The organism is Aminivibrio pyruvatiphilus, assembly GCF_004366815.1.
Taxonomy (GTDB): Bacteria; Synergistota; Synergistia; order Synergistales; family Aminobacteriaceae; genus Aminivibrio; species Aminivibrio pyruvatiphilus.
This window is the reverse complement of record NZ_SORI01000006.1, coordinates 142,047-167,676: the sequence shown is the minus strand read 5'-3', so window position 1 is coordinate 167,676 and position 25,630 is coordinate 142,047. Positions and strand designations below refer to the sequence as shown.

The 25,630-nt window shown below is 53.0% G+C and carries 26 protein-coding genes; 24 read left to right on the top strand and 2 right to left on the bottom strand.

Annotated elements, in window-relative coordinates:
* The 7 genes from C8D99_RS06670 to C8D99_RS06640 form a co-directional block, all read left to right on the top strand.
* Positions 1-1,615: ABC transporter substrate-binding protein (locus tag C8D99_RS06670; RefSeq protein WP_133957351.1), on the top strand; the 1,615-nt coding region annotated here is incomplete at its 5' end.
* 117 nt (positions 1,616-1,732) lie between these two features.
* On the top strand, positions 1,733-2,677 hold the full coding sequence (locus C8D99_RS06665; protein ID WP_133957350.1) for an ABC transporter permease: 945 nt from the start codon (positions 1,733-1,735) through the stop codon (positions 2,675-2,677).
* A gap of 2 nt (positions 2,678-2,679) precedes the next feature.
* Positions 2,680-3,552, top strand: a complete 873-nt coding sequence (locus C8D99_RS06660) for an ABC transporter permease (protein WP_133957349.1) — start codon at positions 2,680-2,682, stop codon at positions 3,550-3,552.
* Between the two features lie 14 nt (positions 3,553-3,566).
* On the top strand, positions 3,567-4,574 hold the full coding sequence (locus tag C8D99_RS06655) for an ABC transporter ATP-binding protein (protein WP_133957348.1): 1,008 nt from the start codon (positions 3,567-3,569) through the stop codon (positions 4,572-4,574).
* A complete protein-coding gene (locus tag C8D99_RS06650; RefSeq protein WP_133957347.1) occupies positions 4,567-5,538 on the top strand; it encodes an ABC transporter ATP-binding protein in 972 nt (323 codons plus the stop codon). The genes C8D99_RS06655 and C8D99_RS06650 overlap by 8 nt, the downstream gene beginning before the upstream one ends.
* Positions 5,539-5,728: 190 nt before the next feature.
* Complete coding sequence (locus C8D99_RS06645) at positions 5,729-6,247, top strand: hypothetical protein (protein WP_133957346.1); 519 nt, start codon at positions 5,729-5,731, stop codon at positions 6,245-6,247.
* A gap of 29 nt (positions 6,248-6,276) precedes the next feature.
* A complete protein-coding gene (locus tag C8D99_RS06640; protein ID WP_133957345.1) occupies positions 6,277-7,050 on the top strand; it encodes a hypothetical protein in 774 nt (257 codons plus the stop codon).
* A gap of 161 nt (positions 7,051-7,211) precedes the next feature.
* On the opposite strand, the gene rsgA is transcribed toward C8D99_RS06640, so the two are convergent.
* The gene (rsgA, locus tag C8D99_RS06635) at positions 7,212-8,303 is read right to left on the bottom strand and encodes a ribosome small subunit-dependent GTPase A (RefSeq protein ID WP_133957344.1); all 1,092 of its coding nucleotides are present in this window, start codon (positions 8,301-8,303) and stop codon (positions 7,212-7,214) included.
* A gap of 333 nt (positions 8,304-8,636) precedes the next feature.
* On the opposite strand from rsgA, the gene C8D99_RS06630 reads away from it, so the two are divergent.
* From C8D99_RS06630 to C8D99_RS06620, 3 genes are all read left to right on the top strand, one after another.
* Positions 8,637-8,846, top strand: coding sequence for a hypothetical protein (locus C8D99_RS06630; RefSeq protein ID WP_133957343.1), 210 nt, complete (start codon positions 8,637-8,639; stop codon positions 8,844-8,846).
* The gene (locus C8D99_RS15760) at positions 8,843-9,112 is read left to right on the top strand and encodes a type II toxin-antitoxin system RelE family toxin (protein ID WP_133957342.1); all 270 of its coding nucleotides are present in this window, start codon (positions 8,843-8,845) and stop codon (positions 9,110-9,112) included. The genes C8D99_RS06630 and C8D99_RS15760 overlap by 4 nt, the downstream gene beginning before the upstream one ends.
* A gap of 143 nt (positions 9,113-9,255) precedes the next feature.
* Positions 9,256-9,495, top strand: coding sequence for a DUF5808 domain-containing protein (locus C8D99_RS06620; protein ID WP_133957341.1), 240 nt, complete (start codon positions 9,256-9,258; stop codon positions 9,493-9,495).
* 167 nt (positions 9,496-9,662) lie between these two features.
* Here C8D99_RS06620 and corA read toward each other — a convergent pair whose 3' ends face one another.
* Positions 9,663-10,688, bottom strand: a complete 1,026-nt coding sequence (gene corA / locus C8D99_RS06615; protein ID WP_243833853.1) for a magnesium/cobalt transporter CorA — start codon at positions 10,686-10,688, stop codon at positions 9,663-9,665.
* Between the two features lie 347 nt (positions 10,689-11,035).
* On the opposite strand from corA, the gene C8D99_RS06610 reads away from it, so the two are divergent.
* The 14 genes from C8D99_RS06610 (at position 11,036) to C8D99_RS06545 (ending at position 25,579) form a co-directional block, all read left to right on the top strand.
* Positions 11,036-11,458 carry a VOC family protein gene (locus tag C8D99_RS06610; protein ID WP_133957339.1) on the top strand — a complete coding sequence of 141 codons (423 nt, stop codon included), beginning with the start codon at positions 11,036-11,038 and terminating at the stop codon, positions 11,456-11,458.
* A gap of 30 nt (positions 11,459-11,488) precedes the next feature.
* A complete protein-coding gene (gene ygiD, locus C8D99_RS06605) occupies positions 11,489-12,256 on the top strand; it encodes a 4,5-DOPA-extradiol-dioxygenase (RefSeq protein WP_133957338.1) in 768 nt (255 codons plus the stop codon).
* 555 nt (positions 12,257-12,811) lie between these two features.
* On the top strand, positions 12,812-15,631 hold the full coding sequence (locus tag C8D99_RS06600; protein WP_133957337.1) for a sensor domain-containing protein: 2,820 nt from the start codon (positions 12,812-12,814) through the stop codon (positions 15,629-15,631).
* A gap of 54 nt (positions 15,632-15,685) precedes the next feature.
* Entirely contained in the window at positions 15,686-16,321 is a 636-nt protein-coding gene (locus C8D99_RS06595) for a CatA-like O-acetyltransferase (protein ID WP_133957336.1), read from the top strand.
* A gap of 56 nt (positions 16,322-16,377) precedes the next feature.
* Positions 16,378-16,938 carry a GNAT family N-acetyltransferase gene (locus tag C8D99_RS06590; RefSeq protein WP_133957335.1) on the top strand — a complete coding sequence of 187 codons (561 nt, stop codon included), beginning with the start codon at positions 16,378-16,380 and terminating at the stop codon, positions 16,936-16,938.
* Between the two features lie 140 nt (positions 16,939-17,078).
* Positions 17,079-17,513 (top strand): OsmC family protein, encoded by a 435-nt coding sequence (locus tag C8D99_RS06585; protein WP_133957334.1) that lies wholly within the window; start codon positions 17,079-17,081, stop codon positions 17,511-17,513.
* Between the two features lie 27 nt (positions 17,514-17,540).
* Positions 17,541-17,984: a GNAT family N-acetyltransferase gene (locus tag C8D99_RS06580; protein ID WP_133957333.1), complete on the top strand. Its 444-nt coding sequence runs from the start codon at positions 17,541-17,543 to the stop codon at positions 17,982-17,984.
* 619 nt (positions 17,985-18,603) lie between these two features.
* Positions 18,604-19,932 carry an HD domain-containing phosphohydrolase gene (locus C8D99_RS06575; protein WP_208321110.1) on the top strand — a complete coding sequence of 443 codons (1,329 nt, stop codon included), beginning with the start codon at positions 18,604-18,606 and terminating at the stop codon, positions 19,930-19,932.
* Between the two features lie 78 nt (positions 19,933-20,010).
* The gene (locus C8D99_RS06570; protein ID WP_133957331.1) at positions 20,011-21,087 is read left to right on the top strand and encodes a cobalamin B12-binding domain-containing protein; all 1,077 of its coding nucleotides are present in this window, start codon (positions 20,011-20,013) and stop codon (positions 21,085-21,087) included.
* A 22-nt stretch (positions 21,088-21,109) separates the two neighbouring features.
* Complete coding sequence (locus C8D99_RS06565; protein ID WP_133957330.1) at positions 21,110-22,159, top strand: GGDEF domain-containing protein; 1,050 nt, start codon at positions 21,110-21,112, stop codon at positions 22,157-22,159.
* A 163-nt stretch (positions 22,160-22,322) separates the two neighbouring features.
* Entirely contained in the window at positions 22,323-23,024 is a 702-nt protein-coding gene (locus C8D99_RS06560) for an alpha/beta hydrolase (protein WP_133957329.1), read from the top strand.
* 19 nt (positions 23,025-23,043) lie between these two features.
* Complete coding sequence (locus tag C8D99_RS06555; RefSeq protein WP_133957328.1) at positions 23,044-23,928, top strand: PhzF family phenazine biosynthesis protein; 885 nt, start codon at positions 23,044-23,046, stop codon at positions 23,926-23,928.
* A gap of 43 nt (positions 23,929-23,971) precedes the next feature.
* A complete protein-coding gene (locus C8D99_RS06550) occupies positions 23,972-24,832 on the top strand; it encodes a nucleotidyl transferase AbiEii/AbiGii toxin family protein (RefSeq protein ID WP_133957327.1) in 861 nt (286 codons plus the stop codon).
* A 105-nt stretch (positions 24,833-24,937) separates the two neighbouring features.
* Entirely contained in the window at positions 24,938-25,579 is a 642-nt protein-coding gene (locus tag C8D99_RS06545; protein WP_133957326.1) for a type IV toxin-antitoxin system AbiEi family antitoxin domain-containing protein, read from the top strand.
* The last annotated feature ends 51 nt before the right edge of the window (positions 25,580-25,630 follow it).

Below are 25,630 nucleotides of genomic sequence, written 5' to 3'. Positions count from 1 at the left end.
GTATCCCTCCAATGTCGATTGTGAGCCTGCTAGCCCAATCGGCAGGATACGCCACTTATTTTTCAAAGTCCATACACCAGATATGAGTTTAACTCTGATGGTTCTCCTCTCCTTCAGCGGAGTAAGTACTGCTGCATCCGGCCGCGATGACATCAATCTGTCGTTGAATCAGGTAATAGAAACTCTCAACCCTTTTAACGTCAGTTCAATTGTTTGCACTCAGCTTTACTGCCAGATATATGATGTATTGTTTTTCCAAAACGATGCGGGAGAGCTGGAACCCCGCCTTGCGGAAAGTTTTGAACTGGCTGAGGACAATGTAACCTATACTGTACACCTGCGCGACGGGGTCAAGTTTCATAACGGCAAGAAACTTACCGCAGAGGACGCCGCATGGTCAATCGACTACGCGCTTAAATCCGGGCCCTACAAAATGATACGTCCGAAGGTTCCCGGGTATAAAAGCGTAAAAGTGATCGATGACCTCACCTTCCAGATTGTTTCGGACGGACCGAATCCAACCCTTCTGAACAATATATCCATCTGGGTCAATATCCTTTGTAAAGAGGAAGTCCTTGCTGCCGGCGAGAAATTCGGGATTGAGTGGATCCCGTGCGGAGCGGGGCCATATGTGATTTCATCCTATAATCCGGATACGGAAATAGAGCTCAAGGCTTTCGAGGATTATTATCAGGGACCAGCTTCGATTAAAAAAGTAAATTACAAAATCCTCACCGACAATAACACCATAACGGTTGCTTTTGAATCGGGCGAACTGGATCTCATTGTCGTGCCTACGGCCGCATGGACGAGATTCAAGTCGAACAGCGACTATAATACCTACCTCTCTCCTACCAATCACACGAGCTTCTTCCATATCAACTCAATTCGGGGCGATGTACTTTCAGACAAGCGCGTCCGCCAGGCATTCTCCTACGCCATGGATCGTGAGATGATGGTAATAGCTGCCTATGACGGCATCGCCCAGACCGCGTACTCCCTGTTCAATCCCTCTTCCGTGTTCGGCGGTTTCACCGTGGAAGAAATGGAGAAAGCCGGAATTCCGAGTTACCAGTACGACCCTGAAAAAGCGAAGACCCTCCTTGCTGAGGCAGGTTACCCGAACGGCTTTGATGCGGGGAAGATTTTGTGTATCAGCGGCAGCTACTGGGAGAAAATGTCCACTGTTTTCCAGGCCAATCTTGCGGATATTGGCGTAAAAGTGGATATTGAAGTGGCTGATTCAGCTTCCTGCAGGGCACGCAGGTATGACCAGGACTATGATATTTCCAACACGGGAACTAATTTCACGCCGGAAGCCACGTACGGCTACATTTATTTCAAGTACTTGAGCGATGAAGCCAGAAAGGCGGGAGAACGAACTGAACTTGGTCTTAAGGACCGCGAACTTGATGATGTTTACAGGAAAGTACTCACGGAAATGAACAGGGAAAAGCGAAAAGCTGCCTATCTTGATCTGAACCGCCTCCTTCAGGATAGGATGTACACCATACCAACGTTCCACAAGGCGATACCCTATGCATACAGCAAAAATCTGGTCTGCGACGAGATCAACACAAACTATTACTATATCTACAAGTTCCACTGGAAATAAACAGAAAAGTCTTAGGAAACAAGATTTAGGAAAGTAATCTTTTGGAGGCGCATGGTCTGCACGGTTCAAAATTTCGGCCATGCGCCATTTCCAGGAATGCGATGGAGCGAAAACACCATGATCAAATACATCATCCGGCGGCTGATTGTTCTGATTCCAATCATAATTGGCGTGACGCTGGTAGTCTTCACCATTCTCGAGATGACTCCCGGCGATCCTGCAAAAATGATGCTCGGTGACGGCGCAACACTTGAACAATTTCAGGCTTTCAACGCGAAATTTGGGCTCGACAAGCCATTCGTCTATCGCTTTTTTAATTACATTCTTCAGCTGTTCACCCGGTTTGATTTCGGAACCTCCTGGCTTACATCCAGGCCTGTCCTTGACACGCTGAAGGCAAGAGTTCCGATAACGCTCATCATTGCCGTATCCAGCATCGCATTTGCCAGCACCATAGGTGTTTCTCTTGGTGTCATCTCAGCTGTGAAGCAATATTCAAAGCTAGACTACATATCCCGCCTTACAGCCATGATACTGGCTGCAGTTCCCGTTTTCTGGCTGGGGATGATGCTGGCTATACTGTTTGCGCTGAAACTCGGATGGCTTCCATCAAGCGGGACAGGGAGCTGGAAGCACTATATCCTTCCAATGATGACCCTGGGCCTGCCCTATTCTGCCCGTATTCTGAGAAGCACAAGGGGTTACATGCTCGAAGCTGTCCGCCAGGATTTTGTACGTACCGCCCGGTCGAAAGGTGTACCTGAAAGGGTCGTTATTTGGAAACATGCGTTCCTTAACGCCTGTCTGCCCGTAATAAACACTATCGGCGTGTACATGGGAGGCCTTCTTGGCGGAGCGGTGGTAACAGAGAACGTATTCGGGTGCAATGGCCTGGGCAGCTTTATCATAAACTCGGTGAAGAGGAAGGATATACCGGCAGTCACTGGCGGAACGGTTTTTCTGGCGATCATATTTGCCCTCATCCTTCTTTCTGTGGACATCCTGTATGCTTTTGTGGATCCAAGGATAAAAGCCCGCTACACGGCAAAGGGGGCGAAATAGACATGTTTATGGGGAAAAAGTCCTCCCGCAGCATGTCTCCCCTTCAGGAGACGATATATCGCTTCAGCCAGAACAAGGTGTCCCTGATCGGCCTGGCTGTCGTAATTCTTCTTTTACTCGTCATCATATTCGGAGAGTTTGTGACTCCCTTTGAGAATGGTGTAAAGCAGAACATCCGAATACGCCTCCAGGGGCCAAGCGCCGAACACTGGTTCGGTACAGATGCCTACGGGCGGGATATTTTTACGCGAGTTCTTCACGGGACAAAATACACAATGATGATAGCGTTCCCTGCGACTTTTATCGCTGAGGTAATCGGCATTATCCTCGGAGCGTGTGCTGCGTTCTACAGCAGATGGTTCGACAACATTTTGATGCGCGTCCTTGACGTGTTCCAGGCTATTCCAGGACAGCTGCTCGCTCTGGCGGTTGTGGCAGCTTTGGGGGGATCGATTTTTAACCTTGTGATTGCGATGCTAATAGCGAGAATTCCTGCAAGTGTACGAACGGCCAGGTCCATAATGATTTCTCTTGTCGGACAGGAGTACATCGATGCCGCACGATCCTACGGCAGCAGGGATTACCACCTGATTTTCCGGCACGTTATTCCAAATTCACTTGGTGCCATGATTGTAAGCATGACGATTAACCTTTCGGCCATTACTCTGCAGGTTTCAAGCATGTCCTACATCGGTTTGGGCGTAAGCCCTCCCACCCCCGAGTGGGGAGCCCTCCTGAGCGAGGCGCGGGAATTCATCATAACTGCTCCGCATATGATCATCTTCCCCGGGATTGCAATCCTGCTGACGGCTCTCTCCTTCAACCTGGTGGGAGATGGTCTGCGGGACGCTCTTGATCCGAGGCTCAGGGACTGATGGAGGAAAGGCTTATGAATACATCGAATAACATGCTGCTGAAAGTTGAGAATCTCCAGGTGGTCTACAAAGCGCGAAGAGAAACTGTGTACGCAGTCAACGGAGTCAGTCTCTCCCTCAAAAAAGGCGAGACGTTGGGTCTGGTGGGTGAAACAGGTGCCGGGAAAACCACTACAGCCTACGCGATACTGCGGGTCCTGCCCGACCGTACTGCAAAGGTTGTTAACGGAACGATAGAATTTGAAGGGAAGAATCTGCTTGAAGTCCCTGAAAATCTTATGCGCCACGGCATACGGGGGGAAAAGATCGCCATTATTTTTCAGGACCCCATGTCTGCCCTCAATCCTATCATGAAGGTCGGAGACCAGATTGCAGAAGCGCTCAAATTCCATAACAAGGAAGAACTTTCACCGGAAAAGATCGAAGAACAAGTTGACAGGACACTTGAACTCGTCGGTATTCAAAAGGAGCGAAAGTATGATTTCCCTCACCAGCTGAGCGGAGGGATGAAGCAGCGTGTCGTGATAGCAATCGCCCTTGTCTGTGAGCCGGTCCTCATCATAGCCGATGAGCCTACGACCGCACTGGATGTGACTATCCAGGCCCAGGTTCTTGCCATGATTGACGAGCTTCGCGAGAAGCTCGGGACCGCTATGATCCTCATCACCCATGATCTCGGAATTGTAGCCCAGATGTGCGATAACGTAGCTATCATGTATGCCGGAGAGATCATAGAGATAGGTTCCGTTGAGGAGATTTACTCAGGAAAAATGCAGCACCCCTATACCACCGGACTCTTCGGTTCCCTGCCGGACCTGGAGAAGAAGACTGACCGTCTGTACCCTATCGAAGGTCTTATGCCGGATCCTACGGATCTTCCAACGGGCTGCAAGTTCAATCCCCGATGTCCGCGCTGCATGGACATCTGCAGAGAGGTCCAGCCTGGATTTTCCGTGGAAGGCACTCACAGGGTCGCATGTCATCTTTATGGCGGCGGTACGGGGAGGGAAACAGATGAGTGAGAAAAAAAAGCCTATACTGGTCGTAAATAACCTGAAAAAATATTTCAGGACGAAAAAGGGCCTTCTTCATGCGGTTGACGACGTTTCCTTCACGATTGACGAAGGCAGGACTCTCGGTGTCGTGGGCGAATCGGGCTGCGGGAAATCCACACTTGGAAAAACGATACTGCGCCTTACAGAACCCACCGGCGGCGAAGTGTTTCTCGAAGGAGAGGATATAGTCTCCATGAATGAGAAACAGCTTCGAAAGACCCGCCTGAAAATGCAGATGATATTTCAGGATCCCTATTCAAGCATCGATCCGCGTATGAGTGTCGCCCAGATCATATCCGATCCTTTGAAGGTCAATCGTCTCTGCGGCAGCAGAAAGGAAATTGATGACCGTGTAGACAGAATGATGGATGTAGTCGGGCTTGCTCCGCGGCTGAGAGATTCCTACCCCCATGAACTGGATGGGGGCCGCAGGCAGAGAATAGGCATTGCCCGGGCTCTCGCTCTAGATCCTAAATTCATAATCTGCGATGAACCGGTTTCCGCTCTGGATGTTTCGATACAGGCGCAGATTATCAATATTCTCATGGATCTGAAGGAAGAAAAGGGTCTTACTTACATTTTTATCACCCACGATCTTTCGGTCGTCAAACATATCTCCGATGAAATAGCCGTGATGTACCTCGGACAATGTGTTGAAAAAGCTTCGTCTGATGAACTGTTCTCTCACCCGCTTCACCCCTATACGAAAGCCCTTCTTGCGGCGATTCCCGTGCCCAACCTTTCGAAGAGGCATGCCAGGCCGACAGTCATCAGGGGGGAGGTCGGCAATCCTATTGACCCCGCACCCGGCTGCCGTTTTGCCCCCAGGTGTGATTTTGCCACCGAAAAATGTGTCGGCAGAAATCCTGAACTCAGGGAAGTGGCTAATGGGCATTTTGTGGCATGCTTGCTGCATAACGGCGAAATGTAGCTTGAAACGTCCCGGTTTTTTCCCGGGACGTTTCACATATGGTCCCGTATAGGAATGAAAAATCAGTGCCGGCAGCTGGATGATGAAAGGCAGGGAATGAATCCCGCGTCACGTTGTACAATAAAACAGTCCGGTTTGGGCGTCTGAAATCCGGAATGAAAAGCAGGGATGAAAAAGGCGGTGGCATGAAGTGATCATAGGAGTTCTTGGCCCGGCTGACAGTGTTGCCCACGTAATGAAGGTTGCTGAGAAGAGCGAACCTTACATCGACCTGGTCCCGATGGTGTATCGAAACTATTGTGAGGCCGTGGAAATGCTGGAGTCAAGGCAGCGGGAACTCGAAGGCGTTCTCTTTACTGGTTTCGAGATTTTCACCTACGCGAGCGGCCTTGTGAAACCTCTTGTCCCGTGGGAGCACACGAGCTGTAATGTGATGACGCTTTCCTGCAGTATCCTTCTGGCAGGTTCAAAGGGATACGACGTCACAAAAATGAGTTTTGATGGATTTGGAACGCTGAACAACATAATTCTCGACGCATACCTGGAAATAGGGTATTCTCCGGATCAGTTGCAGGTGTATGTTCCAAGAAGGCGCAAAAACAATGAAAAAACTATATCGACTACCTTTGTGATTTCCATACGGACCTTTTCAAAAGAGGAAAAATCAGCTGCTCCATTCATGGATCCAGCGAATCCTACGCCCGGCTGAAAGAAACTGGTCTCCCGTGCTTTCGCCGGATGTTTTTTTCCGAACCTGTGAGAGAGCAGCTCATAAAACTCCGGCTTCGTCACCAGATTTCAGAGAACAGCGGAAGCAATGCTTCAGTTATTTCTGTAGAGACGGACGTTGTGGACCATTATGCCGTCTATGGAAAAAGCGAACTCGAAAGTTTTTACAAGACCAAACAGGTAACAGAATCCATATATGTATTCGGACAGAAGATAGGAGCGGCAGTTATCGGAGCGACCAATGGGCGGCATTATATTTTTACGAACACAGCGGCTCTTCGAAATGAGACAAAAAACTTCAAATCCTTTGACCTGCTTGGATCTCTCGTTGCGGATGGGGCTGTGAACAGGGTTCATATCGGCATCGGCATGGGAAAGAATGCATTCGAGGCAAAAAGCAACGCCGACTACGGAAGAGAAAAATCAAGTCTTTCAGGTGAGAACAGCCTGTATATAGTTTTCGGAGACAAAACTGTCAAAGGACCCCTGACTCCTGCAGGCGGTAGCCCTCAGAAAAGGCAGAATGACCGGCTTCAGGAAATATCCCGTAAATCGGGATTAGGTCTTTTGACGCTTCAGAAGCTTGATCAGGTGCTGAAACAGTACCGTATCGACGTGGTAACTCCAGTTGATTTGGCCCGTATTTACGGCGTGAGTCCCAGAAGTATGAACCGGATTCTTTCGAAACTTGAATCCGCCGGAAGCTATATACAATACGTCGGGACGGATGTTCGGCATGAAGTCGGACGGCCCAGCCGCCTTTTGAAAATTAACCTGGGGTAGAGAACGGCTCCGTCAATTTAAAAAACGAATCGTGGCGGAATCGAAAGTTTTTCTGCTCCATCACAGGGAAAACGCCCCCCGCCTTTCCTTGCCGGAAAAGCGGGGGCGTTGTTGTACCGTTCGTTTTAAGGCTTCACACGCCGGAGACTGCCGCAGGGACTTCAGTACCCGTGCCGCTTTTTGTTTATCTCTTTCGCGAACTTCCTGGCGTTCTTCATGCCGCCCACGTCAGCGAACATGACGGAGAGTTTTTCCGACTCGATCTGCCGGGAGTTCAGCCCCTCATACCCGGCTTCCTTCTTCAGCTTCTTCCAGGCCGCCAGCCGTTCCGCCGAAAGCAGTCCTTCGTCCATGGCCCGCCGGACCGCGCAGCCCGGCTCCCCCGAATGAGTGCAGTCCCGGAAGCGGCACTCCGCCGCCAGTTCCCCGATATCCGCGAAGGCCTTTGAAAAGTCGGCGCTTTCAATGCCCAGCTCCCTCATTCCGGGAGTGTCGATCACTGCTCCGCCTTCCGGAAGGACGATAAGCTCCCGCCTCGTTGTGGTATGGCGCCCCTTGTCGTCGTTCCGCAGCCCTTTGGTCGCCAGGGCGTCCCACCCCAGCAGCCGGTTGATCAGGGTGGACTTCCCCACGCCGGAGGAGCCGATGAAGGCCACTGTCTTTCCCCGGCCCAGGTATCTCCGCACGGAGATCCATCCGTCTTCCGACAGGCTCGATGTTACCAGCACCTCCGCCCCGCAGGCCACGGTTCCTACCTCCGCAAGTCTCCGGGCCAGGTCGTCGCACAAATCGGCCTTCGTCAGGACGATCACCGGAACGGCTCCGCTGTCCCAGGCCACGCCCAGGTACCGCTCCATTCTCCGCAGGTTGAAATCGCTGTTCAGGGACATGCAGAGAAACACGGTGTCGATGTTCGCCGCCACCACCTGTTCGTCGTTGGAAGTCCCCGCAGCCTTCCGGATGAAGGCGCTCTTCCTCGGCAGCACGGCATGGATGATCCCGTTGCCGCCTGTATCCTCGTTCCGGTCAAGCAGGACGAAGTCGCCCACCGCCGGGAAATGGGACAGGGTTCCGGCCTCAAAACGGAACTTTCCCGAAACCTCCGCCGTCAGTTCGCCCCTCTCGGCTACGGCCGTGTAGAGGTCCCTGGACTGGGAAACGATCCTTCCGGGGAAAAGCCCGGGGTATGCCACGGAAGCCCCGGCGAGGAGTTCCCGCCCGAGACCCAGATTTTCCATATCTATAGTGTTCAATTTTCACCCTCCAAAAGATGAGATTGTCGAAGTCTTTTGGGAGGTGTATACAGGGCCTTACCTCGTACGCACCTCCCGGAATGCCGCAATCTCCGGGGCGCAGGTCTTCAACATACAACAACAGCTCCTTAAGAAAGAAATATGTGCCGCCGCCTGATGATAGCACTTGGGGTCCGTTTTTCAACAAGCTGCTTCTTTTTTGTTTGTGGCGGAACCCGTTTTTAAATTGTATTTCTTCCCGGGGTGTTTTTTCTTCGGTGGAGCCCTGCCCGGATCCGGCTTGACGTCTATTCTTTCATGGCGTAACGTATGAACTGAAAGGAGTTGATTTCCATGGCCGTTGCCGCCTTTCAGGAAAAAGAAGAATTGCGCAGAATAGTTGACTCCATGAGCCCTGACGACATCAGAAAGCTGCTTGATTACGCCGCTTTTCTCCGTTTTCTTGAAGATCAGGAAGATGCTGAGGATGCGGCTTACATCGCGGCGCACAAGGATGAGCCAAGCATCCCGCTGGAAGAAGCTTTGAAGGAGCTTGGGCTTTGAGCCCGACGTATTCGGTATCGATCAAGAATGATGCCGTCAAGGCAATTGCGGGTTTTGACCGGACGTACCAACGCCGTATTGCTGAAGTTCTGCGGACTCTGGCGTCTGATCCAAGACCCCGGGGTTGCGCACCTTTGAAAGGAATTCCGGATACCTGGCGTGTTTGTGTAGGAGACATCCGTATTGTCTATGAAATCAATGACAGTGTTCTCCTTGTGCACGTTGTCCGGATTGCCCACAGAAGAGATGTGTACAAAAAGTTATAAAAACACATGGAGACGTCGATTCGTTAATACATCCCGTTTCTCAATCCCTATCCCTTTCTGAAGACAAACAAACCCCGATGCCCCCATGGTGCAGGGAAGGTCACAGAACCGCTGAAGGTCGTATCCGATGACGGGGGAGCGAAATGGAGCAGAAGGAAAATCAGAAAGAAATCAACCAGGCGGAATGGAACAACCCCGACAACTGGTCGGTGGGCTTCTACTTCAGCAAGAAAGACAGCCGGACCTGGGTTCCGAAGTCCATCCCGTGGATGGGATGGACTCTCAACCTCGGCAGCCGGGCGGGGGCTTTCTGGATGATAGGCTTTCTTGTTGGCCTGCCTTTGCTGATCGTCCTGCTGATGAGCCTGGTCTGCGGAAAATAAGAAAGTCGTCAGAAAGAAATCACCGGCCGGATCATGAACGTACCGGAAAACCGATGCCGGTGGTGGTTCCGATGCAAAACCGCCATAGTTAACTCATGCCGGGACAATCAGCACCTTCCTGGACCTGTCCCCGTGCATGGCGGCGATTATTGCGGATTTCCCCCCCTTCAAAACCATTTCCTTCGTTTGAAAAAGGAAACAAGGCTGAGGGCTACCGTAATCATGACGCCCCAGATCAGGTAGTAGCCGAAGGGCCATTTCAGCTCGGGCATGTATGTAAAGTTCATTCCGTACACTCCGGCGATGAACGTCATGGGGATGAAGATCGTGGAAATGATGGTGAGCACCTTCATGATTTCGTTCATGCGGTTGCTGACGCTGGACAGGTAGGTATCATGAATGCCGCCAAGAATGTCCCGGAACGTTTCCACCATGTCGATGACCTGGATGATGTGGTCGTACAGATCCCGCAGAAAGACCCTTGTTTCCGGCCGGATCAGGACGGTTTCGCTCTTTTCCAGTGCGCCCACCTCTTCGCGCAGGGGCCAGACGGCCTTGCGGAAGCTCAGAATTTCCCGTTTCAGCTTATGAACTTCCTGAATATCCCCCGGCCTGGGATGAACCAGGATACGGTCGTCCATGTTCTCGATCCGGTCCCCGATACGCTCAAGGGCCAGGAAATAATGATCCACCGCGGCATCCATGAGAGCGTAGGCAAGAAAATCCGCTTTCAGTGAACGGATTCGTCCCTTAGAGTTCCTGATCCGCTCCCGAACAGAGTCAAACACGTCTCCTTCGTGCTCCTGGAAGGAAATGACATAGTTCTCTCCAAAGATCAGGCTGACGTGTTCAATCTCGAGCCTGTTCGCAGCATCATCAAAGGCCATCATTTTCAGGACGGCATAGACATAGTCCGGAAATTCTTCAACTTTCGGCCGCTGGGTGGTGTTGACGATATCTTCCAGCGTCAGGGGGTGCAGATCAAAGTGCTTCCCCAGCGACTCAATCAGGGCGACGTTATGAATGCCGTTGACATTGATCCACGTCACGCCGGAGGCAGCGGAACAGTCCCGGCATTGTTCCGGAGAGACGTCGCTCATTTCTTTCAATCCGGCGTCATCATACCGGATGATGTCGATGCGGGCTTTGTCCACCTGCTGCTCACCTATAAACACCATTGTGCCTGGTGACATGCCGGCCTTGGTTGCGTATCCGGCGTGTTTTCTTCGCTCACTTCTTTTCGAGGCTGGCATTTTCTCTTCACCCCTGCTTATTCAAACGGCTGACAGCCCGGGCGGGCAGTTCGGCAAACCGCCCCGGCGGTCCTGAATCTATAATACGTTTCAAGCGGCCCGTAATCAATTTTTTTTTAAACGTGTCTGCATTACCGCAGGAAATCCTTGAAGACGGATCGGGCAAGGAAGACGTCCGGCTGTCTGCGGTTTTTTCGCCTCTCACCGTTTTGCTTTCCGTCCAAGGTCTATAATGTTCGAAACGGCGGCACCATGTTTCCGCTTCGCCATAAGGAGGAAATCACGCCATGAAACCACGAATCAGCATGATCACTCTCGGGGTCCGGGATCTTGAGAGAGCGGTGAAATTCTACGGAGAGGGGCTTGGCTTTCCCATGATGGAAACCTCGCCCGGTGTCGCGTTTTTCCCCCTCAACGGCACGTGGCTGAGCCTGTATCCCCGTGAGGCCCTGGCGGAAGACGCCCGGGTTTCACCTGAGGGCAGCGGGTTTGAATCCTTCACCCTGGCCCACAACGTGCAGTCCGAGGCGGAAGTGGACGAGGCCATGGCCCGGGCGCGGGCGGTCCGGGCCGGAGCCACGGCGGCCAAGCAGCCGGAAAAGGTGTTCTGGGGCGGCTACAGCGGCTATTTCAAGGACCCGGACGGCCATCTGTGGGAAGTGGCGTACAACCCCCATTTCTGGGTCGGCCCCCGGGACGACCAGGCGTAAAAGAATTATTGTTCTGAAAGGAGGTCCGTTATGGCGACTCTGAAACCAGTCTTCATCGGACATGGTTCCCCGGAAAATGCGATTGCGGAGAATAGCTATTCCCGGTTCCTCAGCGCTTACGCGAACAAAATCCCGAAGCCTGAAGCCGTCGTCGTCATTTCGGCCCACTGGCAGACCAGGGGGACCTTCATCACAAGCGGAAGAACCCCCCAGCAGATCTATGATTTCTGGGGCTTTCCCGACGAGCTGTACAGGCTGGAATATGCCCCCGGCGGCTCGCCGGAAACGGCGGCCCTGATCGCAAACGCGGGCCTTGGGGTATCTGAAGACCCGGAGCGCGGAATCGACCATGCCGCATGGGCCGTGATGAAGCATATGTATCCGGCGAAAGACGTTCCTCTGCTCGAGATGAGTCTCGACGTCAACAAAACTGAAGAAGAGCATTTTGAAATGGGGAAGAGGCTGGCGAAATTCGGCCACAACGGGATATTGTTCATGGGAAGCGGGAATATGGTCCATAATCTGCGGAACATCAGTTTTGACCCAAAACAGAAACCGTTCCCCTGGGCGGTGAAGGCCGACCTCTGGCTGAAGGAAGCCATAGAGAGCCATGAGGTTGAGAAGCTCATTCACTACAGGGAGAAAATGCCCGAGTATAGAATGTCCATTCCCACAGACGAACATTTCCTCCCGTTGCTTTATATCATGGGAATGAGGGCAGAGGAGCAAAGCGCAGGGACAATATACGAAGAGATACAGAACGGAAGCATTTCCATGAGATGCATAGAGATCGGTTGAAGCGGTTCCCCGGAAAGAGGAATTTTAAGAGTGCGGAATTGAAGCTGCAGGAAATAAATATTTTGGGTTTTGCAAAAAACTGTTGCAGGATGCTACAATTTGGAAATAATGCTGGTTATAAAGGTGCCGGTCTGTCGTTCACGACGAAGAGAAGAAAATCACCCCGACAGCCTGCAGGGCAGGAGGGAGCCGGGGTTCAGAGCCCTTAAAATCAGATCCTTCGTCGCAGAAAACGCTCCTCAGGATGACGGCTCTTGTCGTCCTGAATGAAGTGGAGGACCTGGCTTTGGGTCCCTGTCATTCTGAACGTCAGCGAAGGATCCGGTGTTGGTTTTACGAGAATCAAACAGATCCTTCACGTTGCTCAGGATGACAAATCGTTTTGTCGTCCTGGACGAAGGACCTGGATTTGATTGTCATTCTGAACGGAGTGAAGAATCCGGGCTTCTTTTTTTTAGTTCCCAAACCCGGATCCTTCGGGCGGTGGAACAGCCCTTAAGATTACGGTATCACGGGAGAGTTGAAAAGAAAACGCCTGGAAAATGAGGTAATTTTATGAGAAACCCAACCGCAGAGCCAGAAAACTTTTCTTCGGCCGGTGAAGTGAAAGCCAGCCGTATCCGGGTTTATACGGTCATTTTCACCGTAATTATCCTGTCTTTAAGCGGCCTTTATCTGCGTTTTGAATGGAACAGGTACAAAGGAATTGCCTCATCGGAAGCGATCATGCTGGCGGAGTCGTTGGAATCCGTTCTCCATCCCGAGCATATCGCCGGGTTGACCGGCGATGAACAAGACCTGGAAAAACCTGAATACATAATGACGAAGACCAGCCTGCAGAGGCTTGCCGGGACAACTAATCCCATCCGATTTGCCTACCTTATGGCTGAACGGGAGGGCAGCGTTGTATTCCTGATAGATTCGGAACCTCCAGATTCACCGGATTACTCCCCTCCCGGGCAGGTCTATGAAGAAGCCGGTGAAGCTATCCGTAAAGCTTTCACGTCCGGCAGGACAGTGTTATCCGAACTGCAGACCGACAGATGGGGGACATGGATCAGCGCGCTGGTGCCCATAAAAGACCCTGACACCGGGAAAATCATCGCTATCCTCGGGATCGACTACCCTGCGTCAGAGTGGTATGCCCGCATCTGGAAGCGGATGATCCCCGACGGGATCATCGTGATAAGTATTCTTCTGCTCTTTTTTGCCTTGCTCCGCACCTGGAGCCAACACTCCACCCTTAAATACCTCAGCGAAAAACTGGTTCTTGATGAAGCGCTGTATCACAGCATCTTCGACCAGGCCCCCATCGGAATCGCGATCGTAAACAACAAGAACTTTGTATCGCAGTCAGAGTACGGACAAATGGCCATTAACCCAATGTTTGAACGGATCCTCGGCTGGGAGAGCGATGAGCTTTCGAAGCTGAACTGGATGGAAATAACCCACCCTGACGACCTGCAGGCTGACCTGGACAAATTCGAACAGTTCAAAACGGGCAAAATCAACGATTATTCCATGGAAAAGCGGTTTTTGCGGCCTGACGGATCAAGCGTCTGGACGAATATGCAGGTTTCCCCTCTTCTGGGCGTTGCCGGGGAAAATTCCATGCACCTGTGTCTTCTTGAGGACATATCCGCACGAAAGGCCGCGGTGGAAGCTCTGAAAGAAAGCGAGCGCAGCAAATCCGTTCTTCTTTCCCACCTTCCGGGCATGGCCTACAGGTGCAATTATGACCGAAACTGGACAATGCAGTATGTTTCATACGGCTGCTTTGAACTGACCGGGTATTTCCCGGAAAGCCTGGTCAACAACAGGCACCTGTCTTACAACGACCTGATAGCGCCCGAATATCGCGACCTTCTCTGGAATGAATGGCTGCGACTTCTTCCTGAGCGGCTGCCGTTTCGGTATGAGTATGAAATCATAACGGCCGGAGGCGAACGCAAATGGGTCCTCGAGCTGGCGGAAGGGATTTTTAACAGGCGCGGCGATGTGGAAGCCCTCGAGGGGATCGTCATCGATATTTCAGACCGGAAAAAAATTGAGAATACGCTCAGATATATCAACGAACATGACAGATGGACAGGCCTGTTCAACAGGAATTACCTGGAAAAGCTGCTTGCCGGGGACGTCAGGGAGAGCGCCGACGAAAACAGTGCCGTTGTTCTCATCAACCTGAGCACACTGCAATCATTGACCACGGCCTACGGATTCCATTACACCCAGGACTTGATTAAAAAAGCCGCGAAAACACTTCGGAAATATTGCACGGACAAGCGCATGCTGTTTTATACCTACGAGAACCGGTTTGCCTTCTACCTGAAAGAGTACAGGGACAAAAGTGAACTGCTCGAATTCAGTGAAACGTTGGGGAACTCACTGGAATCTTTGCTTGCTTCAGAAAGGGTCGGCGGCGGGATCGGTATCGTTGAAATCGGTCAGGACGAGGATCTTGATGCCGATATGTTCCTGAAAAAACTCCTGATCGCATCGGAAAAAGCGGTCGATATTTCTGACAGGGCCTTCGGTGTGTGTTTTTATGACGTGGAAATGGAAAGAGAGATACTCCGTGAACAGAAAATAAAGCATGAACTCGCCAGGGTCGCCGCCGGGGATGAGAATAACGGATTGTTTCTGCAGTATCAGCCTATCCTGGACCTCAAGTCAAACAGGGTTTGCGGCTTTGAGGCCCTGGCAAGATTGAACAGTGAACAACTTGGACTGGTTTCCCCCCTGGAATTTATCCCCATTGCCGAAGAAACGAAACTGATTGTTCCGGTCGGGTGGAATGTGTTCCTCCAGGCGTTCCGTTTTCTGAAGAAACTGAAGGAGAAGGGATTCGACACGATCAACGTCTTTATAAATGTCTCCGCTATCCAGGTGCTGGCGGAAAATTTCACTGATGACCTGCTTGAAATGATCAGGGAGGCCGAGGTTTGCCCTGAGAATATAGGAATTGAGATCACGGAGTCGGTTTTTTCTATGGACTACCAGGGAATAAACCGCGTTCTGGGCAATTTGAGGGATTTTGGCCTGCACATCGCCATTGATGATTTCGGGACGGGATATTCCTCCCTTGCGAGAGAACGGGAGCTGAATGTAGACTGCCTGAAAATCGATAAATTTTTCGTTGATAAGCTGTTAACGCTCAGCGCGGAAGATGCCATAACCGCAGACATAATTTCCATGGCCCACAGGCTGGGACACTGCGTCGTTGCGGAAGGGGTAGAGCATGAAGAGCAAAAGGAGTACCTGCTCAGGAACGGATGTGACAAAATTCAGGGATTTCTTGTTGCCAGGCCGCTTGATGAAGAAGCGGCACTTGAACTGATCCGCAGTCAGGCAGGAACCGGACCGGAAAGCACTTGAAAGTGAGGGGGCCTGTCCTGTGACGAATCGACACCATTTAGTGCGGAGGTGAAAATGAAGGAAATAGACATTGAAACATGGAGCAGGAAAGAACATTTTCAGTTTTTCCTGAGAAGCGATCTCCCTTTCTACAACGTCAACTTCAATGTTGATATCACCGGGCTGAAGGAATATGCCCGGTCCTGCGGCCTGTCTCTCACCAACACCCTGCTTTTCCTTGCCGTGAAAGCGCTCAACCGGGTGGAAAACTTTCGATACAGGCTTATGGAAGGGAAAGTAGTTCTCTATGACCGGATCAATCCTTCCTTTGCCTGCATCCGGGGAAACGAAGATCTGTTCCGGATGATCACCGTGGAGTTCGAGGACGATATCGTCGCTTTCGACACAAAGGCAAAGGCGGCCATAGAGCACAGCACGTCCTGTTTCGACATGACCATGCTGAAGGGCCGTTCCGACTTCGCTTTCTTTTCGCCCCTTCCATGGATTCCCTTTACCGCCGTCGACCATACGATGAGCCTGAAGAAAGAAGACTGCATTCCGAGGATCTCCTGGGGAAAATACTCACAGGACGGCGGGAAGGTGCTGCTTCCCTTCAACATCCAGGTGAATCATGTTTTCATCGACGGGCTGCACGTGGGGCAGTATTACGAGAAGCTCCATGAACTGATCCGGGAGCAGATGAAGAAATAACCTTCGGACCTGGGCGGCCGGAGCATTCCATCCACCGGGAAAGTGTGAGGAAAGGCATGATTTTGACAGCGAGGTTATTCCTGGAGCCGATAACACCGGAAGACGCGGACGGAATTCGGTTCCTTGCGGGGGACGAGGCCGTTGCCCGCAGCGCCCTGAACATTCCCCATCCCTTCGAAGAGGGCATGGCCGAGGCATGGATCGGCGGACTGAAGCCCGATGACGTGGTTCTGGCCATCCGGCAAAAGGGGAAGGACTCCATCATCGGCATGATCGGCCTGATCCGGGACGAGGTGAACGAAAGCGCCGAGCTGTCATACTGGATCGGCCGCCCGTACTGGGGCCGCGGTTTCGCCAGCGAGTCGGCGATGGCCGTTGTGGAGTACGGTTTCCGCAGCCTGGGCCTCAACCGGATATTTGCCACCACCCTGGGCCGCAACGCCCCGTCGATTCGGGTGCTCGAGAAAGCAGGCTTTACCCCGGAAGGGTGTCTGCGCAGCCACGTGAAACACTGGGGCCAGTTCGAAGATCTGCTGTACCACGGGCTTCTGCGGAAGGAATATGAAAGCAGGGGGATTCGGGAAACCTCACCGGAACCCGGGATTCTGAGTAAATGATTCTGGCGTCGCTGATAGGGGTAAAAAACGCTCTCAGGGAACAAGCTAGGAACCGATAGCGTGCCGGGCGGGATTCGGGGGAAGCAATGAGGGGCCAGCAGACACCCCGGAGCAATCCGGGAAAAAAAAGGGGCGATACGATGTCCGAACTGCATGAAGAAGTCACAATCAAGCTGGTCAACGACAAGGTCCGGTTTACCGGCGTTTCACTTGCCAGCCCGGACCACCCGGTGAGTATTGATTACGTCCCGCCCCTTGGGGACGGAATGGGGTTCAGGGGGCTTGAACTGTTTCTTCTCAGCTTCGGCGGATGCAGTGCCACGGCCGTTGTGGCTCTTCTGCGGAAAATGGGGAAGACGGTCTCCGGATTTGAAGTCAGGGCAAAGGGCACAAGGAGCGAGAAGCCTCCCATAAAGCTTGAAAAGATCTGCATCGAATTTCTCCTGGAGTCGAAGGACGCGGAAGAAAAAGATCTCCGGAGGGCGGTCCAGCTTGCGGAGGAGTCGGTCTGCCCCGTCTGGCAGCTGATAAAGAACAACGTCGACGTCGTTCCGGAATACAGGGTCATAAAATAGCCGGAAAAGAGACGGCCGGAGCAGGGAATGATCACATATCTGGGTTTTGAGGACATGCAGGCTGTTCTGGGGCTGGCGTCCCAGGTGGAAGGCCTTTTCGGCCCGATGGTCGGGGTCGCCGATTTTGAAACGGCCCTTGAGGACTGCCTGAAAACGAACCGGGTATTGGGCTGCAAGGAGCAAAACGAACTCTGCGGCGCGGCTATCATCGACCGGAAAGGGAACGAGCTGTGCTGGTTCGTCGTTGATTCCGGGAAAAGAGGGCTGGGGATCGGCGGCCGGATGCTGGAAAAAGTGATCGGCGAGCTGGATTCCGCCAGGGAGATGACCGTGCAGACCTTTGCGCCCGGCGTTCCTGAAGGAGGAGCGGCAAGAAGGCTGTATATGAAGTTCGGGTTCGCCGACAGGGAAGACGGGGGGCTGAACCCCGCGGGCATCCCGACGGTGATCATGGTCCGGGAAAAGAAATAGAGGGCGCTTTTGCCTGATTGAGTCCCCGAAGGGGAAGGATCTGCTCTTTTTGTCATCCTGAGGAGCGTTTTCTGCGACGATCGCGCAGCATCCCCGAAGGGGGAGGATCTCGGGGTTGATTCTGAAGACCCTAAGACCAGATCCTTCACTTCGTTCAGGATGACAAATCTCCTGTCATCCCGAGGCGGGCGTCCCCGAAGGGGGAGGATCTCGGGGTTGATTCTGAAGACCCTAAGACCAGATCCTTCACTTCGTTCAGGATGACAAATCTCCTGTCATCCCGAGGCGCAGCATCCCCGGAGGGGAGGAGGGATCTCGGGGTTGATTCTGAAGACCCTAAGACCAGATCCTTCACTTCGTTCAGGATGACAAATCTCCTGTCATCCCGAGGCGGAGCATCCCCGGAGGGGAGGATCTGATTTAAAGGTCTTAAAGACCGAACCGAGATTCTTCGGGCTTCGCCCTCAGAATGACACCTCCTCCCGAAGAGGAAGGATCTGCAGTTGAGACAACATCAGAGCGCGAGAGACCCATAATCAGAAAATTTCCTGTATTATGGTGGTGTTTCATAACGTCACGTTCCCTTGACGAGAAATCGGATATAATCACTGAAATCTGAGTGAAGAGAGAACGGGGGGAAGTCTTCATGCCCTTGCAGGATCTGCTGAACCAGGCCGTGGAAGTGCGGCCGGGGGACCATCTGGTCGCACTCTACGCCGAAGAGAAGGAAATCGAGGACTATGTGACTTCATTCATCCATTCGGCCCTCCTGCGGAATGAGCGGTGTCTTTACATCACGGGGGACGTGGATTCTTCCGCCGTGCTTCAGCGGGTTGAAAGACTCTCAGCCGGTTCCGGCGCCTCCGGAGAACTTCTCGTGCTCGAAAAATCGGACGTGTATTCGAAAGGCGGCAAATTTTCTCCGGACAAGCTGATCTCGTTGATCCAGTCGACGGTTGAAACCGCAGTCAGGGAAGGCTACAGCGGGCTTGCCATAACTGGCGAGATCAGCTGGGTTCTGGATTACGAAGACGGCGAGGATCTCATCATCGAGTACGAGTGGAAGCTGAATGAGTACGTCTTTGACAGGTACCCTGTTTCCGCCCTGTGCCGGTATAACGTAAACAGGTTTTCCCACGAGATGATCCGGAACATTATCCAGCTCCATCCCCTTATCCTCTGGCGGAGCAGAATTCACGAAAACCCCTATTACATCCCGCCGGAAGGCTTCAAGAACAACGCCATAGCACAGTACCAGGTTGATACCTGGCTGAAAAACATTTTCAGTTTTACCAATACGAAAAGCCGGTTTCAGAGCATCGTGGACAGAAAGCAGGAGGAAATGCGCCTGCTTCACAAGAACATGACGAACGGCATCATCATGGCCTTCCTCAAGCTTCTGGAAACCCATGACCCCTACACAAAGGACCACTGTTCGAACGTTGCCTCCCTGGCGTTTCGGCTGGCGGAAAGTCTCGAAATATCCGAGGAGTTCAGTACGAAAATCCACTACGCATCCCTTGTCCATGATATCGGGAAGACCATTGTCCCCCACGGCATCCTGAACAAGCCCGGAAATCTGACGGGGGAGGAATACGGGTACATTAAGATGCACCCGGAACACGGAGCGAACGCTTTGGATCAAATGGACCAGGTGCGGGAAATCGCGCAGGCGGTCCGACATCATCATGAACGGTATGACGGCCGGGGATACCCCGACGGACTGTCGGGGGACGAGATCCCCTTGATGTCGCGGATTATCGCCATTTGCGACAGCTACGACGCCATCACCAATGACCGCCCTTACAGAAAGGCGCAGAGCCGCGACTGCGCCCTCGGTGAAATAGCCGCCTGTGCGGGAACGCAGTTTGACCCGGGATTGGCGGCGCAGTTCATCAGGCTGTTTTCCCCAGAGGAGAAATCTGGTACCTTCTGTTCCGGGCTGTGAAAGTGACGTCCTCTTTGCGCTCACAGGGCAATGCGGGTTTTTCCGGACCGTTTTGATTAAAAACAGGGGGATGGAAAAATGAGTCTCTTGATGAACTATGAAGATCAGAGGTTCACCAGAATTGCCCAGATGGTCTTCGAAGAGCAGCTCAGACGGGACCCCGGGCTTGAAAGCCAGATGGACGAGAGACGACGAAAGATGATGTACGACGATGTGGTCTACAACCTCAGCTTTCTGATGACCTCGGTGTATTTCAGCGACGGCAGGATTTTCGAAGGATATGCCAGGTGGCTCTACGAGCTTCTGTGCAACCTGATGAAAGACCTTGACAGGGACAGGATCATGGAGATCATGACCGGCCACTACAGGATCATGTCGGAAATCCTGGCCGACCATGCCCCGGAAATCCTCACCGGGGACGAGCTGGGAAAAGCGGCGGAATATCTTGACCTGGCAATCGCTGTGACTACCGAAGCCGTAACAGACATCGAACTGTCCACATCTTTCAGCGAAGGTGATTACTACGACATCCGAAAAGCCTACCTGGACGCCCTTCTGCGAAGCCGGACAAAAAACGCTCACGAAATCATCAGGGACGCCCGGAAACAGGGAGTGCCCCTGGAGCACATCTACGAAAAGATCCTCAGGAAGGTCATGCACGAAATAGGCGAATTATGGCACCGGAACGTCATAACGGTGGACAGGGAGCATTATGCCACATCGGTGACCCAGACCGCCATGTCCGGTTTCTTCGATGAGATTTTCGAAAGCCCCCGGAAGAATAGGACGCTGATTGCCTGTGCGGTCGGGAGCGAGCTCCATGAAATGGGAATCAGGATGCTGTCCGACATGTTCGAGTACCAGGGATGGGACACCTTCTACCTGGGAGCCGCCCTGCCCGGGCAGGCCGTCGTCGAGGCAATAGGCGAGCACAAACCCGACCTCGTGGCTCTTTCCGTGACGATGCCGCCCTACCTTGCAGATTGCGAGAGAGTGGTGAAGGCCATACGGGCAGCCCATCCCGGGGTAAAAATCGCGGTGGGCGGCCAGGCTTTCGATACGACGGACGAACTGTGGAAAAAATGGGATATCGATTTCTATTCGCCTTCGGCAGGAGAGCTCCTTCGCTGGGCACACAAGACTTTTGCCGCATAACGGGTCCGGAAAGGAAACCGGAATGGACACAAGCGGAACCTCCTTTTTGTTCAAGTGTGACCGCGAATTCAATATCCTCCACACCTTCTGGTACCACCCCGTCCACCTTCTTTCTCCCTTCCAGAAGGTGTTGACGGCGCTGTTTTCCCCCGCCGACATGGAAAGAATCGCCGGAATGGCCCAAAAGGCTCTCTCCGGAAAGAATCTCCTTTTGTGCGAGGGCGGTTTCAGCATCGCCTCTCCGGAAGCCGGGGTCTGCCTCTGCGTGACGGCGACGGGCGACACAATCCTCATCCACGGACATGATGATTATCTCCGCGACGGCGACCCTGCGGCGGCCGTCCTGCGGGACACCATACACCGGTTTATGGACGTGGTGAAAGCGTCGGACACCGATTTCATGACGGGAAGCGATACTGTCATCCGTGAGCAGTTCGAAAAGATCCAGAAGCTGAACAGCGACCTGGTGAACACCCAACGGCAGCTCAAAAAAGCCAACTCCGCTCTGAACAGGCTGAACCAGGACCTCAACAACAGGCTCGTCAGGGATGCCCTCACGGGTCTTGTCAGCAGGTACCAGTACAGGCAGGAGATTGAACTCGCAATCTCCCGGGCCCCCGAAAAACGTGGAATCTTCACCTTCGTGGACCTCGACGACTTCAAGCGTATAAACGACACCTACGGCCACGCGGCCGGCGACAGGTACCTGAAGGAATTTGCGGACCGCCTGGGCCGTCTGCCCTTCGACAGCCTTATCTGCATGAGAATCGCCGGCGACGAGTTCGGGCTCTATATCCACGGGTATGACACCGTTGAAAAAGAGGATATCCGGGCCGTTTGGGACAGGATGAAAGAGCTGGTCATGAACCGTCCCGTCCAGCTGGGTGACGACGTTCAGGAAAAGATCTTCTGCAGCGCGGGCATGGCCGTGTACGGCAAGGACACGGAAAACGTCTATGAACTCATCGAGTGTGCCGACTTTGCCATGTATGAAGCCAAGAAATCGGGGAAGAACTCGTTCAGCGAATTCGATCCGGAACGCTACAGGAAAGCGAAGGCCTCTCCGGACTGATTTTTCCCGTTCTGAAGCGGCACGGAGCGCAGCTCCCTTCCGATGATCTCTGCATGGCTATCCCGAGGCTGATACCCGACGCCAAACCCGCAGGATACAGACGGGCGGAAAATCGGGCGGACACAATGCCCGCCGTCATCACATCCCGGAATCGAGGAATTCAATGATTACCGAAAAACAAACCATCGGCACCATTCCTGCGCTGCTCTTCGGAGCTCCTTCCAACAGGCTGTTTCTCTACGTCCACAGCAAAGGCTCCCAAAAAGAAGAAGCTGAGATGCTGGCCCGGGAGGTGGTTCCCAGGGGATACCGTGTCCTCGCCTTCGACCTGCCCGAGCACGGCGGCCGGAAGAACGATCCCCGCCCCTGCACAGTCCAGAACGGCGTCCGCGACCTCCAGGCGGTGCATAAGGCGGTGAAGGGTTCCTGCAGCAGCATCTCCCTGTATGCCTGCAGCCTCGGCGCCTATTTCAGCCTGGTCGCATGGCGGGACGTTATTTTCCGGAAGAGTCTCTTCCTCTCCCCGGTGCTGGATATGGAACGGCTCATCCGGAACATGATGCGGTGGACGGGCGTGACCGAAGAACGGCTCCGGGAGGAAAAAGAGATTCCCACACCCTTCGGCGAGACCCTCTCGTGGGAGTATTATGAGTATGTGCGGGCCCACCCTGTGGACATCTGGAACAGCCCCACCTCCATCCTCTACGGAGAGAACGACACCCTCACCGAGCGGGATGTCCTGGACTCCTTCGCGAAGAAGTTCAGCTGCCGGGTGTCGGTCATGAAGGACGGCGAGCATTATTTCCACACCCCGGGTCAGCTCCGATTTCTTGAGAACTGGCTGGGGGAACAGGACTACCAATAAAGTACCCGGGAGGACGGCCATGAAAACATACCCGTATTACAAGCTGAACGCCTTCACCATCGGAAAGTCCGAGGGAAACCCGGCTGCGTTTCTCGACCTGGGAACGGATTCGCTCTCCGGGGACGCCATGCTCAACATCGCCAAAGAGCACTCCGGTTTCGTCTCCGAGGTGGTCTACGTCACCAGGGATGACGCGGGAGGCATCCTCCTAACCTACTATTCCTCGGAATGCGAAGTCGCCTTCTGCGGCCACGGCACCATCGCCACCATGTACGAGGTCATCCGGCGGGATGACGGGCTGAGAAAAACGCCCGTCATCGAAATCGGCACCAACCGGAAGGGCAGGCTGAACATCTACAACCACATCAACGAGGAGGACTGCATCTACATCTCCGCCCCCGATCCCCTCATGATCTGGTGCCCCCTGCCGAAACAGTCCATTGCTGCCGCCCTCGGCATAAAGGAGGGCGCCATATCGGATTCCCTGCCCCTCGATATCATCGACGCGGGGCTCCGGACGCTGATCGTCCCCATAAAGAACCTGGCGGACGAGATCTCCATGTACCCCGACGAGGAAGGGCTGAAACAGTACTGCCTCAGCAACGACGTGGACATAGTGCTGGTCTACTCACTGGAGACCGCCGCTCCGGGGTACTTTGCCCACACCAGGGTCTTCGCTCCGAAATTCGGCTACCTGGAGGACCCCGCCACCGGCTCGGGAAACAGCGCCTTCGGCTGCTATCTGCTCAAAAATGGACAGTGGAACGGCGACAGCATCAAAATAGAGCAGGGGGGCGACAACCGGATCTTCAACGAGGTCAGACTGAGGACAAAGGACGGAAAGGTCCTCTTCGGCGGAAAGGCCGCCCTGAGAATCGAAGGGAAGTATTGCCTCGGCGAGTGACCGACCGCGGGGGTAAGGGTTTCTTTTCGAAAGGAAGGTGAAGGTGATTTTTGAAGAAATAAGAAAGCATATCGAAGAAGGTGAAAGATTACCGGCGCTGGAAAAGTTTCAGAATCTGGCACTGATGGGGCTTTCACTTCATACTGACTTTTTTAAGTATGCGGCTATGTTTGGAGGGACATCGCTTCGAATATTTCACGGCCTGCCGAGATTTTCAGAGGATCTTGATTTCACCGTAAATTCTGTTGTCCCTGATTTTTCTCTTTCGGAATACAAAGAACCGATAGTCCGCTTTTTTGCAGACCTCGGGTTTGGAGAAGTCCGGTTCACCGTAAAGGAACATGGGGGAGACGTGTCCAGCGGAAGCCTGGTTTTATCCATAAGCAGATCAGAGAGCCTCAGAGTGAAAATTGATGCAGAAAAGACGGGGTTTTCCGTTCTTCCTGAGACTGAGACCCTCTACGGTTCGTATCCCTTTCAATATCCGGTACGCCTTTGCACCCTTTCCTCATCTTTTGCGGGAAAAATGGACGCGATACTGCATCGCCGGTGGGGAGGCCGGCGGATTAAAGGACGGGACTGGTATGATTTCCTGTGGTATATGCGCAAATGCACGGAATTGAACATATTCTGGCTTGAGGAGCGACTGAAAGAAAAGGGCACCCTTGACCGGAGTGAACATCTCAGTCCGGAACTGCTTGGAGAACTCTTCGAAAAAAGAGCCTCTTCATTGGATGTCAGGGAAATAATCCGCGATGTCGGCGGATTTATGACTGATGCACTCGAAAAGAGGAGTTCCGCTGCATGGAGTACAGAGATGTTCCTTCAGCAGAAGGAAAAACTCGTCGATGCAGCTGCACGATTTCTCCTTTCACATAAAATTCCACAGGAAGGATCCTCTTGAAACCTCAGGGTGTGATGACCTGGATTTTCGTTTTATGCAGTGTAAAATCTTATTATTAGATGTTAACATACATAAAATAGAAAATGAAGACGGGATGATGACGGCATGACTGATCTGGAACTGCTTGCGGGCCTGGAGACGGAGATCCCCGGCTGGGTCTTGCAGAATAGGCTTCGCGAGAACGGATACATCAATGTATGGCAGAAGATAGAGGGCCTGGTATCGGACGGGTACATCGAACGGCTGAAGCGCGGATGGTATTGCCTGGGATCCCTCGTGCGCAGAAGAGAGCCCTCCCTGCGATATCTTGCCTGCAATATCTGCGGCCCGGCGGCAGTATCCGGAAACCTCGTGCTCTTTGAGGCAGGTATTATACCTGATGCCGTTGCATCGGTCACGGCCGTCAGTAAGAAGCGGAGATCCAGCCTGATGACGTCATACGGAAACATCGACTGGGAGAGGCTTCCCTCAAACCTGGTTTTTCCCGGCACAAGCAGGGTGGAGGGACCGCCCGGATATATCGGGGCGACGAAAGAAAAGGCCCTGCTTGACCAGCTATACATAACGAGGTATACCCCACAGAACTACTCTCTCTGGAAGGCTTTTGTCTTTGACGATCTGAGGATGGACGAAGACGCCCTGGCCGGCCTGGATTTTACCCTGATGCAGGAACTGACGCGTATATTCGCGTCTGCGAAGATAACAAAATACATGAACTGGTTTCTGAAGTACTTCGGCATGCCATGAACCGGGAGGCTGCCCGAATGACGACCAGCTCTTTCCGGCTCATGGCGGCGC

Bases quoted from the DNA above. Each gene is read 5' to 3' on its own strand.
- C8D99_RS06665 (WP_133957350.1), top strand. From the start codon at position 1,733: ATGATCAAATACATCATCCGGCGGCTGATTGTTCTGATTCCAATCATA.
- C8D99_RS06660 (WP_133957349.1), top strand. From the start codon at position 2,680: ATGTTTATGGGGAAAAAGTCCTCCCGCAGCATGTCTCCCCTTCAGGAG.
- C8D99_RS06655 (WP_133957348.1), top strand. From the start codon at position 3,567: ATGAATACATCGAATAACATGCTGCTGAAAGTTGAGAATCTCCAGGTG.
- C8D99_RS06650 (WP_133957347.1), top strand. From the start codon at position 4,567: ATGAGTGAGAAAAAAAAGCCTATACTGGTCGTAAATAACCTGAAAAAA.
- C8D99_RS06640 (WP_133957345.1), top strand. From the start codon at position 6,277: ATGTTTTTTTCCGAACCTGTGAGAGAGCAGCTCATAAAACTCCGGCTT.
- C8D99_RS06630 (WP_133957343.1), top strand. From the start codon at position 8,637: ATGGCCGTTGCCGCCTTTCAGGAAAAAGAAGAATTGCGCAGAATAGTT.
- C8D99_RS06620 (WP_133957341.1), top strand. From the start codon at position 9,256: ATGGAGCAGAAGGAAAATCAGAAAGAAATCAACCAGGCGGAATGGAAC.
- corA (WP_243833853.1), bottom strand. From the start codon at position 10,688: ATGTCACCAGGCACAATGGTGTTTATAGGTGAGCAGCAGGTGGACAAA.
- C8D99_RS06610 (WP_133957339.1), top strand. From the start codon at position 11,036: ATGAAACCACGAATCAGCATGATCACTCTCGGGGTCCGGGATCTTGAG.
- ygiD (WP_133957338.1), top strand. From the start codon at position 11,489: ATGGCGACTCTGAAACCAGTCTTCATCGGACATGGTTCCCCGGAAAAT.
- C8D99_RS06600 (WP_133957337.1), top strand. From the start codon at position 12,812: ATGAGAAACCCAACCGCAGAGCCAGAAAACTTTTCTTCGGCCGGTGAA.
- C8D99_RS06595 (WP_133957336.1), top strand. From the start codon at position 15,686: ATGAAGGAAATAGACATTGAAACATGGAGCAGGAAAGAACATTTTCAG.
- C8D99_RS06590 (WP_133957335.1), top strand. From the start codon at position 16,378: ATGATTTTGACAGCGAGGTTATTCCTGGAGCCGATAACACCGGAAGAC.
- C8D99_RS06585 (WP_133957334.1), top strand. From the start codon at position 17,079: ATGTCCGAACTGCATGAAGAAGTCACAATCAAGCTGGTCAACGACAAG.
- C8D99_RS06580 (WP_133957333.1), top strand. From the start codon at position 17,541: ATGATCACATATCTGGGTTTTGAGGACATGCAGGCTGTTCTGGGGCTG.
- C8D99_RS06570 (WP_133957331.1), top strand. From the start codon at position 20,011: ATGAGTCTCTTGATGAACTATGAAGATCAGAGGTTCACCAGAATTGCC.
- C8D99_RS06565 (WP_133957330.1), top strand. From the start codon at position 21,110: ATGGACACAAGCGGAACCTCCTTTTTGTTCAAGTGTGACCGCGAATTC.
- C8D99_RS06560 (WP_133957329.1), top strand. From the start codon at position 22,323: ATGATTACCGAAAAACAAACCATCGGCACCATTCCTGCGCTGCTCTTC.
- C8D99_RS06555 (WP_133957328.1), top strand. From the start codon at position 23,044: ATGAAAACATACCCGTATTACAAGCTGAACGCCTTCACCATCGGAAAG.
- C8D99_RS06545 (WP_133957326.1), top strand. From the start codon at position 24,938: ATGACTGATCTGGAACTGCTTGCGGGCCTGGAGACGGAGATCCCCGGC.